The 11,788-nt window shown below is 62.2% G+C and carries 11 protein-coding genes and 1 tRNA gene; 11 read left to right on the top strand and 1 reads right to left on the bottom strand.

The features are described from left to right. Positions 1–4: 4 nt before the first annotated feature. The 8 genes from LCM4576_RS00685 to LCM4576_RS00720 all read left to right on the top strand — a co-directional run bounded on the left by LCM4576_RS00685 (position 5) and on the right by LCM4576_RS00720 (position 8,121). Positions 5–1,084: an ABC transporter ATP-binding protein gene (locus LCM4576_RS00685; RefSeq protein WP_071029728.1), complete on the top strand. Its 1,080-nt coding sequence runs from the start codon at positions 5–7 to the stop codon at positions 1,082–1,084. Positions 1,085–1,094: 10 nt separating this feature from the next. After that, on the top strand, positions 1,095–2,162 hold the full coding sequence (locus LCM4576_RS00690) for an ABC transporter ATP-binding protein (RefSeq protein WP_071029730.1): 1,068 nt from the start codon (positions 1,095–1,097) through the stop codon (positions 2,160–2,162). Next, on the top strand, positions 2,163–3,029 hold the full coding sequence (locus tag LCM4576_RS00695) for a carbohydrate ABC transporter permease (RefSeq protein WP_071029732.1): 867 nt from the start codon (positions 2,163–2,165) through the stop codon (positions 3,027–3,029). Position 3,030: 1 nt separating this feature from the next. Further along, the gene (locus LCM4576_RS00700; RefSeq protein ID WP_071029734.1) at positions 3,031–3,939 is read left to right on the top strand and encodes a carbohydrate ABC transporter permease; all 909 of its coding nucleotides are present in this window, start codon (positions 3,031–3,033) and stop codon (positions 3,937–3,939) included. Between the two features lie 2 nt (positions 3,940–3,941). Beyond that, positions 3,942–4,229 (top strand): DUF2160 domain-containing protein, encoded by a 288-nt coding sequence (locus LCM4576_RS00705; RefSeq protein ID WP_040987196.1) that lies wholly within the window; start codon positions 3,942–3,944, stop codon positions 4,227–4,229. A gap of 77 nt (positions 4,230–4,306) precedes the next feature. Continuing rightward, the gene (locus tag LCM4576_RS00710; RefSeq protein ID WP_071029736.1) at positions 4,307–6,034 is read left to right on the top strand and encodes an ABC transporter substrate-binding protein; all 1,728 of its coding nucleotides are present in this window, start codon (positions 4,307–4,309) and stop codon (positions 6,032–6,034) included. A 90-nt stretch (positions 6,035–6,124) separates the two neighbouring features. Then, positions 6,125–7,618 carry a glycerol kinase GlpK gene (gene glpK, locus LCM4576_RS00715; protein WP_071029738.1) on the top strand — a complete coding sequence of 498 codons (1,494 nt, stop codon included), beginning with the start codon at positions 6,125–6,127 and terminating at the stop codon, positions 7,616–7,618. A 26-nt stretch (positions 7,619–7,644) separates the two neighbouring features. Beyond that, the gene (locus tag LCM4576_RS00720) at positions 7,645–8,121 is read left to right on the top strand and encodes a DUF6882 domain-containing protein (RefSeq protein ID WP_041000603.1); all 477 of its coding nucleotides are present in this window, start codon (positions 7,645–7,647) and stop codon (positions 8,119–8,121) included. A gap of 91 nt (positions 8,122–8,212) precedes the next feature. On the opposite strand, the gene LCM4576_RS36450 is transcribed toward LCM4576_RS00720, so the two are convergent. Further along, on the bottom strand, positions 8,213–8,665 hold the full coding sequence (locus LCM4576_RS36450) for a BA14K family protein (RefSeq protein ID WP_071029740.1): 453 nt from the start codon (positions 8,663–8,665) through the stop codon (positions 8,213–8,215). A gap of 303 nt (positions 8,666–8,968) precedes the next feature. Here LCM4576_RS36450 and LCM4576_RS00730 point away from each other — a divergent pair. The 3 genes from LCM4576_RS00730 (at position 8,969) to LCM4576_RS00745 (ending at position 11,787) form a co-directional block, all read left to right on the top strand. After that, a tRNA-Lys gene (locus LCM4576_RS00730) sits at positions 8,969–9,044 on the top strand. Between the two features lie 276 nt (positions 9,045–9,320). Continuing rightward, a complete protein-coding gene (locus tag LCM4576_RS00735) occupies positions 9,321–10,232 on the top strand; it encodes a DUF535 family protein (RefSeq protein ID WP_071029742.1) in 912 nt (303 codons plus the stop codon). Positions 10,233–10,644: 412 nt separating this feature from the next. Then, on the top strand, positions 10,645–11,787 hold the full coding sequence (locus tag LCM4576_RS00745; protein WP_071029744.1) for a hypothetical protein: 1,143 nt from the start codon (positions 10,645–10,647) through the stop codon (positions 11,785–11,787). Position 11,788: the final 1 nt, after the last annotated feature.

The raw sequence follows: 11,788 nt of genomic DNA on the forward strand, positions 1-11,788 counted from the left end.
CGTGATGCTGGAACTGAGGAACGTGACGAAGACGGTGGGCGCGCAGGAGCATATCCGCGACGTGTCGCTGACGCTTCAGCACGGCTCGCTGAACGTGCTCCTCGGGCCGACACTCTCCGGCAAGACCAGCCTGATGYGGCTGATGGCGGGCCTCGACGCGCCGACGTCCGGCTCGGTCTGGTTCGATGGCAAGGACGTCACCGGACAGAAGGTGCAGAAGCGCAACGTCGCCATGGTGTACCAGCAGTTCATCAATTACCCGGCGATGACCGTCTACGAGAACATCGCTTCGCCGCTGCGGGTCGCCGGCGTCGAGCAGGCCAAGATCGACAAGGAAGTGCGCAACGCGGCGGCGCTCTTGAAGCTGACGCCTTATCTCGACCGCACGCCGCTCAACCTGTCCGGAGGACAGCAGCAGCGCACCGCGCTTGCCCGCGCAATCGTCAAGAACGCCAGCCTGGTGCTGCTCGACGAGCCTTTGGCCAATCTCGACTACAAGCTGCGCGAGGAATTGCGCGCCGAATTGCCGAAGATCTTCGCCGCCGCCGGCACCATCTTCGTCTACGCCACCACCGAGCCGCACGAAGCGCTGTTGCTCGGCGGCAATACGGCGACGCTCTCGGAAGGCCGCGTCACGCAATTCGGTCCGACCGTCGACGTGTTCCGCAAGCCTGTCGACCTGGTGACGGCACGGACCTTCGCCGATCCGCCGCTCAACACCATCGTGCTCTCCAAGAAGGGCGCGGACTTCCTGCTCGAAGGCGGTGTCAAGCTGCCGGTGCCGCCAGAGCTCGCCGGCATTGCCGACGCCAGTTACACGATCGGATTCCAGCCGCATCATCTGTCGCTGGAGCGGCCGAACGCCAGCGCCGTGCCGGTGCGGGCCAAGGTCACCATCACCGAGATCACCGGCTCGGAGAGCTTCGTCCATCTCGATTTCGCCGATGCGCGCTGGGTGATGCTTGCGCATGGCATTCTCGATTTCGAGACGGACGACGAGGTCGAGGTGTTCATCGACCCGCGCCATCTCATGGTTTTCGACCAGAACGGCCGCGCCGTGACGGCGTCGAAGCTCGCGGCCTAAGGAGCAAGCGATGGCGCGCATCGAGGTCAACCATATCCGCCACTCCTACCTGCCCAACCCGCGGAAGGATTCGGATTTCGCGCTGAAGGAAGTGCATCACACCTTCGAGGATGGCGGCGCCTATGCGCTGCTCGGGCCCTCGGGCTGYGGCAAGACCACCTTGCTCAACATCATTTCGGGCCTGCTGCATCCCTCGCATGGCCGGTTGCTGTTCAACGGCCGGGACGTGACCAATCTGTCGACGCAGGAGCGCAACATCGCGCAGGTGTTCCAGTTCCCGGTCATCTACGACACCATRACCGTCTACGACAATCTGGCCTTCCCGCTGCGCAACCGCCGCGTGCCCGAAGCCGATGTCGATCGCAAGGTGCGCGAGACGCTCGACATGATCGATCTCGCTTCGCTGGCGAAGAAGAAGGCGCGCGGGCTCACCGCCGACCAGAAGCAGAAGATCTCGCTTGGGCGCGGTCTGGTGCGCTCCGACGTCAACGCCATCCTGTTCGACGAGCCGCTGACGGTGATCGACCCGCATATGAAATGGGTGCTGCGCTCGCAGTTGAAGCAACTGCACCGCCGCTTCGGCTACACCATGGTCTATGTCACGCACGACCAGACCGAAGCGCTGACTTTCGCCGACCGTGTCGTGGTCATGTATGACGGCGAGATCGTCCAGATCGRCACGCCTGCCGAGCTCTTCGAGCGGCCGCGCCATACCTTCGTCGGCTATTTCATCGGCTCGCCGGGCATGAACGTGCTACCGGTGTCGCTCGATGGCAGGACGGCGACGCTCGGCGCGCAACGCATCGAGCTTCCGGGCGTGYCCAAAGCCGAGAGCGGCGCCGTCGAGCTCGGCATCCGTCCCGAATATGTGCGGCTCGGCCGTGAAGGCATGGCGGTGCGGGTCAGCAAGGTCGAGGATGTCGGCCGCCACAAGGTCGTGCGCGCCAATCTGGAGGGCAGGGAAATTGCCGCGGTGATCGGCGAGGACGACGAAGTGCCGGCCGATCCGAAGGTCCGCTTCGATCCTGCCGGCATCAACATCTATGCCGATTCCTGGCGTGTCGAGATGGGGGCGTAGATGGACAAGACCTGGAACAACAAGGCCTGGTTTCTCGTCCTGCCGGTGCTGGTGCTGGTGGCGTTCTCGGCCGTCATCCCGCTGATGACCGTCGTCAACTATTCGGTGCAGGACACGTTCGGCAACAACGTCTTCTTCTGGGCCGGCACCGAATGGTTCGAAGAGCTGCTCGCCTCCGACCGCTTCTGGGAAGCGATGGTGCGCAACCTGATCTTCTCCTTCATCATCCTGGCGATCGAGGTGCCGCTCGGCATCTTCATCGCGCTCAACATGCCGAAGAAGGGCTGGGGTGTGCCGGTCTGCCTGGTGCTGATGGCGCTGCCGCTGCTCATCCCGTGGAATGTCGTCGGCACGATCTGGCAGGTGTTCGGGCGCAACGACATCGGCCTGCTCGGCTATTACGTCAACGCGCTCGGCGTCGACTACAACTATGTCCAGGACCCGTTCGACGCCTGGGTCACCGTCATCGTCATGGATGTCTGGCACTGGACCAGCCTGGTCGTGCTGCTCTGCTATGCCGGGCTGGTCTCCATTCCAGACGCGTTCTACCAGGCGGCCAAGATCGATGGCGCGTCGCGCTGGGCGGTCTTCCGCTACATCCAGTTGCCGAAGATGCAGCGCGTGCTTCTGATCGCCGTGCTGTTGCGCTTCATGGATAGCTTCATGATCTATACCGAGCCCTTCGTCGTCACCGGCGGTGGCCCCGGCAATTCGACGACCTTCCTGTCGATCGACCTCGTCAAGACGGCGCTCGGCCAATTCGATCTCGGTCCGGCGGCGGYCATGTCGCTGGTCTACTTCCTGATCATCCTGTTGTTGTCGTGGGTATTCTACACCGTGATGACCAACTACGACGCGGAGCGCTGAGATGGTGGGCGCCAACGAGACGACGCGCGTGAGCGAAACGACGGTCACCGAGGTGGGCAGHACGCTGTCGCAGGACGAGGTGRCCAAGCTGATGYGCYGCCGCGGCGAGGAATCGCGCTGGTGGTGGATCGTGCCGACGCTCTATRTCGTCGTGCTGCTCCTGCCGATCTACTGGCTCATCAATATGAGCTTCAAGACCAATGCGGAGATCGTGTCGTCGATGACGCTGTTCCCGCACAATCCGACATTGGCGAACTACCGCACCATCTTCACAGATGCCTCCTGGTACTCGGGCTACATCAACTCGATCACCTATGTGGTGATGAACATGGTGATCTCGGTCGCCGTGGCGCTGCCGGYGGCCTACGCCTTCTCGCGCTACCGCTTCCTCGGCGACAAGCATTTGTTCTTCTGGCTGCTCACCAACCGCATGGCGCCGCCGGCGGTGTTCGCGCTGCCGTTCTTCCAGCTCTATTCGGCCTTCGGTCTCATCGACACCCATATCGCCGTGGCGCTGGCRCATTGCCTGTTCAACGTGCCGCTGGYGGTGTGGATCCTCGAAGGCTTCATGTCCGGCGTGCCGAAGGAGATCGACGAGACCGCCTATATCGACGGCTATTCGTTCCCGCGCTTCTTCGTGAAGATATTCATGCCGCTGATCGCGAGCGGCATCGGCGTCGCCTGCTTCTTCTGCTTCATGTTCTCCTGGGTGGAGCTCCTGATCGCGCGCACGCTGACCACGACCGACGCCAAGCCGATCGCCGCCACCATGRCCCGTACTGTCTCTGCCGCCGGCATGGACTGGGGCCTGCTCGCCGCCGCCGGCGTGCTGACGCTGATCCCCGGCGCCTTGGTCATCTGGTTCGTGCGCAATTACATCGCCAAGGGCTTCGCCCTGGGAAGGGTCTGACCATGAACCTCGACTTTTCGTGGATGGCGTGGACCTGGCCGACGGCGGCCTTCTTCATCGTCATTGCGCTGATGCTCTGCGGCATGGGCGTCTGGGAATATGTCTCGCCCGGCGGCAATCCGCGCGTCGGCGTGCTGCGCTTCGAGACGACGCGCGGCGACCGCCTTTTCCTTTCGCTGCTCGGCAGCGCCTTCATCCATCTCGCTTGGCTGGGTCTGATAGGACCCAACCTGTGGTGGGCTCTCGCTCTCTCCGTGGTCTACGCCATTGGCGTGTTCCGATACGTATAGAGGGAGAAACAGACGGAGCGGCCGCGTGCTGGCGGCCGCCCCGGATCGCACTTTAAACCTAAGACTGGAGGAGACACATGCGACGGCAATTTCTAACATCCACGACCGCCCTTGTCCTATTGCTCGGGGCGGGCAATGCCTATGCCGGTATGGACGAGGCAAAAGCCTTTCTCGACAAGGAGATAGGCGACCTTTCGACGCTTTCGCGCGCCGATCAGGAAAAGGAAATGCAGTGGTTCATCGATGCCGCGAAGCCGTTCGCCGGCATGGAGATCAAGGTCGTTTCGGAAACCATCGCCACCCATTCCTATGAATCGCAAGTGCTGGCGCCGGCCTTCTCCGCGATTACCGGCATCAAGCTGACGCACGACACGATCCAGGAAGGCGATGTCGTCGAGAAGATCCAGACGCAGATGCAGACGGGACAGAACCTCTATGACGGCTGGGTCAACGACTCCGACCTCATCGGCACGCACTGGCGCTACCAGCAGGTGCGCAACCTGACCGACTGGATGGCGGGCGACGGCAAGGACGTCACCAATCCGAACCTCGACCTGAAGGACTTCATCGRCACGTCGTTCACGACGGCGCCCGACAAGAAGCTCTACCAGCTTCCCGACCAGCAGTTCGCGAACCTCTACTGGTTCCGCTACGACTGGTTCAACGACGAGAAGAACAAGGCCGACTTCAAGGCCAAATACGGCTACGACCTCGGCGTTCCGGTCAACTGGTCGGCCTATGAGGACATCGCCGAGTTCTTCACCGGCCGCGAGATCGACGGCAAGAAGGTCTATGGCCACATGGACTACGGCAAGAAGGACCCGTCGCTCGGCTGGCGGTTCACCGATGCGTGGCTCTCCATGGCCGGCAATGGCGACAAGGGCATTCCGAATGGCCTGCCGGTCGACGAGTGGGGCATCAAGGTCGATGAGAATTCGCGTCCTGTCGGTTCCTGCACCGCGCGCGGCGGCGACACCAACGGCCCGGCGGCCGTCTACTCGATCCAGAAATATCTCGACTGGCTGAAGGCCTACGCTCCCGCCGAAGCGCAGGRCATGACCTTCTCTGAATCCGGCCCGGTTCCGGCGCAGGGCGCGGTTGCCCAGCAGATATTCTGGTACACCGCCTTCACCGCTTCGAWGGTCGACGCCGGCGCCAAGGCCGTGATGAACGACGACGGCACGCCGAAATGGCGCATGGCCCCGTCGCCGCACGGCGTCTACTGGAAGGACGGCATGAAGCTCGGCTACCAGGACGTGGGTTCCTGGACGCTGATGAAGTCGACGCCGACCGACCGCGCCAAGGCCGCCTGGCTCTATGCRCAGTTCGTCACCTCGAAAACCGTCGACGTGAAGAAGAGCCATGTCGGCCTGACCTTCATCCGCGAGAGCACGATCCACGACAAGAGCTTTACCGAGCGCGCGCCGAAGCTCGGYGGTCTGATCGAGTTCTACCGCTCGCCGRCCCGCGTGCAGTGGTCGCCGACCGGGACCAACGTGCCTGACTATCCGAAGCTGGCGCAGCTCTGGTGGCAGGCGATCGGCGATGCTTCGTCGGGCGCCAAGAGCGCGCAGGAAGCAATGGACTCGCTCTGCGCCGAACAGGAAAAGGTCATGAGCCGCATCGAGAAGTCGGGCGTCCAGGGCGATATCGGCCCGAAGATGGCCGAAGAGCATGACCTCGCCTACTGGAACGCCGACGCGGTCAAGAAAGGCAATCTCGCGCCTCAGCTGAAGATCGAGAACGAGAAGGAAAAGCCGATCACCGTCAATTACGACGAGCTGGTGAAGAGCTGGCAGAAGTAACTGGATGACGCAGGCCTGCGGACCTGTGTAGGAAATGCAGGGGAGGCGGCTTGGCCGTCTCCCCTGTTGCATGAGAGTGGAGGAAACGGAATGAGCGGTTTTGTGCTGGCGATCGACCAGGGAACGACATCGACCCGGGYGATCCTGTTCGACGACAAGATGAAGGTCGCCGGCACCGGCCAGCAGGAATTTGYCCAGCACTATCCCGCCTCCGGTTGGGTCGAGCACGATCCGGAAGACATCTGGGYGAGCGTCGTCGCGACGGTGAAGGCGGCGCTGAAAGCGGCCGGCCGCGCGGCATCGGATGTCGCGGCGATCGGCATCACCAACCAGCGCGAGACGGTCGTGGTCTGGGACAGGGCGACCGGCAAGCCGATCCACAATGCGATCGTCTGGCAGGATCGCCGCACCGCGCCGCTCTGCCGGAAGTTGAAGAAGCAGGGGCTGGAAAAAAAATTCACGAAGAAGACCGGTCTGCTGCTCGACCCCTATTTCTCCGGCACCAAGATCGCCTGGATGCTGGACAAGGTGAAGGGTGCGAGGAAGCGCGCCGAGAAGGGTGAATTGCTCGCCGGCACCATCGACAGTTTCCTGATCTGGCGGCTGACCGGCGGCCAAGTGCACGCCACCGATGCCACCAACGCCTCGCGCACTTTGGTCTACAACATCGAGAAGAATGTCTGGGACGACGAGCTGCTCTCGATCCTGAACATACCGGCGGCGATCCTGCCTGAGGTGAAGGATTGCGCCGACGATTTCGGCGCCACGGAAAAGAGCCTCTTCGGCGCCGAGATGCCAATACTCGGCGTCGYCGGCGACCAGCATGCGGCGACGATCGGCCAGGCCTGCTTCGAGCCGGGCATGATGAAGTCGACCTACGGCACCGGCTGCTTTGCGCTGCTCAACACCGGCACGGACCTGGTGCGCTCGAGGAACCGGTTGCTCACCACGATCGCCTACAGGCTGAACGGCAAGACCACGTATGCGCTGGAGGGTTCGATCTTCATCGCGGGCGCCGCCGTGCAGTGGCTGCGCGATGGTATCAAGGTGATCGGCAAGGCCGAACAAAGCGGTGCGCTGGCGGCGACCGCCGATCCGGCGCAACAAGTCTATCTGGTGCCGGCCTTCGTCGGTCTTGGCGCGCCGCATTGGGACGCGGATGCGCGCGGCGCGATCTTCGGCCTGACGCGCAATTCAGGTCCGGCGGAGTTTGCACGCGCTGCACTTGAATCGGTCGCCTTCCAGACGCGCGACCTGCTCGATGCGATGCGCAAGGACTGGAAAGGCGCCTCGGCCAAGACGGTGCTTCGCGTCGACGGCGGCATGGTGGCGTCCGACTGGACCATGCAGCGGCTAGCCGACATTCTCGACGCACCGGTCGACCGTCCGACAATTCTGGAAACGACCGCGCTGGGCGCCGCCTGGCTTGCCGGGTCGAAGGCGGGTGTCTGGCTGAAAGCGAAGGAATTCGCCAAGAGCTGGGCGCTGGAGCGGCGCTTCAAGCCGCAGATGGACGCCGCAACGCGCGCGGCGAAGCTCGCCGGATGGCGCGATGCGGTGCGCAGAACGCTGAGCGTGCGATAGCGATTTACGGGACCGGGCGAGGGGAAATGCAGCCGGATTGGTATCCTGCTTGGCGCGATGAGGCCTTTGAACAGCTCACCGCCAAGAACGCTCGCCTGGCGAAGGATTTCCGCCTCGGCAGCTGGTCGCGTTATGACTACGACTTGACGGCCGGAAAGCTGGTGTTTTCCGACCAGAGCGGCGTCAAGGTCGTTTCGGAAATCCAGATTGCGGGCTCCACCAGCGCCAAGGCCGGCAATTGGCTCTGGGCTTGGGCCAATTCGAACCTGCCTGGCAATCTTCTCGGCGACGCGAAACTGGTTCGGGCCTTCGGCGAGGAAAAAGCCATAGACAATTTGGCCCGGGCCTATGTGGACGATACGGGCGGCGACCTGGAAGCTCTCGGCTGGGAACTCACGGCGGCGATGGTTCGGGTTTGCAATGCGCTTGGCGCTTACCGCTCTCCGCGGGGTGAAGGCGGAGCGCTGTATCTGGTTTTCAAAAGTGTCAGATGGGCAAACTGACCGCTTGGCCGTTTCGCTGATCAAAACGAGAGAGCCCGTGCCTCTCGAGGCACGGGCTCAGTCAACGACCCTGGGTACTGACTGGAGGCCGTCAATAGGGCGACACGCACTGCCGACGCGGACCGCTGTTCGGCTGGAAGGTGTTGTCCGAGGCGCGGTAGGAGCGATAGCGGTCGTAGCACCACTGGACATGCGRGTTGCCGCGATAGACGCGGTTGTTCTCGCTGTTGACGAWGGCGCCGGTGATCAGCGCGCCCGTGGCGAAAGCAGCCAGCGGGAACCAATAGTCGCCATGCCGGCGATAGCCGCGGCGATATTCACGATAGCCGCGATGGCCGTTCCAGTAGACAGCGTCACCACGACGCGAGAAATCGCGATTGAAGCCGCGATGCCTTCTCCAATCCCGATACTGCACGGTATGGACATCCGACAGGGCCTGGGGTTGCGGCACATAGTTTGGCTGAGCGTTGACCGGCACCATCTCCGCCGCGACGAACGACGTCGAGAGAGCGGCTGCCAGCAGTCCCGATGCGATCTTGTTCATTAATCTTCTCCTCGATGGTTGATGGATGTCCCTGTTTTGCGAAACGGGTCGAGGTTGCAATGGTTCCCATTCCAACGGACGCCTATCGTTCCAGCATCGGCCCATTGTTATTGCGGGGATTTCTGAAGYAATGCGGACCCGCGCCATTGGCGCAGRCATCGAAAGCCGTTCGCAAACGCCCCCGGCGCCCCTTCGAATCCATTCAAAAAATCCGCCTTGGAAGCCCATCTTTTTCCGGTTGACCGGCCGCAGCACTCTCCCTATGTTCCGCGCAATTTCGAGGGCGGCGTTTTGAGCCCGCGGGAGCGCGTAGCTCAGCCGGTAGAGCAACTGACTTTTAATCAGTAGGTCATGGGTTCGAATCCCATCGCGCTCACCAAAAACGACCGCTCGAACAGCCCGGCCACATCTGCCGAATTGCCGCAAGTCCAACCGCCTCCACAACATCACGTCGCCGCTCGGTCGGCGCTTTACATTTTTGTAAATTGCCTTGGGTGCGCGGTTCGCGATAGGGCAGGCTGGTGGCCCGGTTCGGGCATCGGGCTTGTTGGGCAACAGAAATGGCTCGGATGAACGGACCTGGCCGTCCTTGAAGTCTTGCCGTCGGCGATCACCAGAGGAGCGGTGTCGCGCCGAATAGAATTATGGGGCAGCGGTGTCGTCACGTCGAGGCAGGCGAGCGCCTTCCGCTTTCCGTCGCAGGCTCAACGAGTGGGTTCACACGGTCAAGTGGGCCGCCCTTCGTTGGCTGTATCGCCGCGATATCGCCGATGTCAGGCTGAAGCTTGGCGCCGAGCCCTTCGCTCCAATCCTCGATCATTATCCGGAGGTTCCACTCAAGGTTGTCCGTCCCTACCTGACCGTGGGGCTGAAGCGCGGCAAACGCGCCGTGGCCCTGGTCGGTCACTACATGGCGGCGGCCCGTTTGCTAAGCGATGCGGCGGTGGTCGAGAGCCACACTGGCGGTCTGGAATTGTTCGCCGTCATAACCCGGGCAGGGAAAGTCACGGTGGAACTGGGCGGCCAGGGCGGCCTCTACAGGGAGGCGGAATGGCGCCTCATCCTTTGCCTGGATCGACGGCCGGTCACCGAAATGGGATTGGCAATCGTGGACAGGTCGCTGCTGCAGATCGAGGGAGCGGGCGAGGTCCTTTGGATCGGCGTGCTCAAGAGTGTTTCGGCCGGAGCGCAAGGCCTCGAGGAAGCCCGCATCCTGACGAACGCCATGGAGGGAATGCGACCGAAAACGCTGCTTCTTCTCGTGGCGCAGGCGCTTGCCCGGTTTCTAAATCTTTCCGGCCTCTTTGCGGTCTCGAATGCGGGTCACGTCTTTGCAACCGACCCCAGTTTGCGCCGTCGCATCTCCGCCGACTATGACGGTTTCTGGATGGAGTCCGGAGGGCACCGGACGGACCCCTCGATGTTCGCCATGCCCACCGCCAAGGCGCAGCGCGAGCTTACCGAGTACAAGCCCAACAAACGGGCACKGGTGCGCCGGCGATGGCGTCTGGAGGATCAAATTACYGACCAGGTGAAGGCGYCAATCCAGCCTCTGCTTCGGAAATAACCGCGCTTGCGTCATTGCCGGCCAGCTTGATGCCCGTGGTAATCGGAACAAAAAGTTATGTACGACTGTTTCCCTCTCGAAGGGACCGCAATTCGGGATGCGGATACAGTGGACGTACTGAATTTGGAACTGGCCAGGGCCAGGCAGAGCGTAAAGCGCGCGGAGACTTCTCTCAATCACGCGAAGGAAATGCTGGACGAGGACTGTGGCGTAGGGATCAACCTTGCGCTGTGCAGCCGCATACGGTCGGAACAGAAGCGCGTGGCAGAAGCCAGAAAGCGGCTGATGAAGATCGCTAGGGCTTCCTTACCCTGAGGCGTGACTTTCCCCAAGACAATGAGAGCCGGCCACCGGCAAACTTGTCCCTGGACAGGGTCATGGCTAAACTCGGGCCTCCGAGGGAGGCTCCAGAATGGCACTTGACCTTTCGGTAGAGACCACGGCCCGTAAAGCGGCGCCGCCCGGCAGATATCTGTTCGGCCCGGTCGCCGATTTCCTGATGCTCGGCGGCAGCGCGTTTCTGATCCTGCCGGCGTTGTTCTTCGTGCCGCATGAATACGAAGGCTCGTTAGCCGCGACGATGGTCGTCGTGGCCTATCTGGTGAACTACCCGCATTTCGCCCATTCCTACCAGATCTTCTACCGCAATTTCGGCCGGAAGGCGCGTGGCGACGGCTACGACCGAAGCCTGCAGCTTCGCTACATTTTCGCCGGCGTCATCGTTCCGGCGATCATGGCCCTGTTCTTCGCCTATGGCGCGGCGACGTCAAACACGCGGCTGCTCGGCTTCGCGGCCAACGCAATGTTCTTCTTCGTCGGCTGGCACTACGTCAAGCAGGGCTACGGCATGCTGATGGTCGATGCCGTGCTGAAACGGAAATTCTTCGACAACCGGGACAAGAAGGTGCTGCTCGTCAACAGCTATGCGGTGTGGATCCTGGCCTGGCTGCAGACCAACACGGCGGTGACAGCGGGACAGTATTACGGGCTCCAGTATTACACCTTCGCCGCGCCTTCATGGATCACCGACATTGTCTTGGCGGCGGCCGTCGCATCCACAGCGGCTACGCTCCTGATGCTGGCMAGCCGTTGGCGAAAAAATGGCGGCGGCCTGCCATATAATGGCATCGTTGCCTATGTCGCGTCCCTCTATCTCTGGATCCTGATCGCCAGGATAAACCCGCTCTGGCTGCTTGTGGTGCCGGCGCTGCACTCGCTGCAATATCTGGCCGTGGTGTGGCGCTATCAGACCAATGTCGAGCGTGACGTCCTGGATGCGGCGCGGGATCCGGAGCCGAAAATCCTATCCGTCCTCGGCCCTCGCTATAAGCTGCGGGTGTGGGGATTCATCATCGGAGGCGCCGCCCTCGGCTATCTCGGCTTCTGGCTGATCCCGTTCATGTTGACCGCCCTGGTCCCCTACGACAAGCAGGTGCTCGGTTCGTCGCTGTTCTTCTTCATCGTGCTGGTCTTCATCAATGTGCACCACTACTTCCTCGACAATGTGATGTGGCGCCGCGGCAATCCGGAAGTGTCGAAATATTTGTTCCGGTAGG

The organism is Mesorhizobium sp. LCM 4576, from assembly GCF_001854815.1.
Classification (GTDB): Bacteria; Pseudomonadota; Alphaproteobacteria; order Rhizobiales; family Rhizobiaceae; genus Mesorhizobium; species Mesorhizobium plurifarium.

Bases quoted from the DNA above. Each gene is read 5' to 3' on its own strand.
- LCM4576_RS00705 (WP_040987196.1), top strand. From the start codon at position 3,942: ATGAACCTCGACTTTTCGTGGATGGCGTGGACCTGGCCGACGGCGGCC.
- LCM4576_RS00720 (WP_041000603.1), top strand. From the start codon at position 7,645: ATGCAGCCGGATTGGTATCCTGCTTGGCGCGATGAGGCCTTTGAACAG.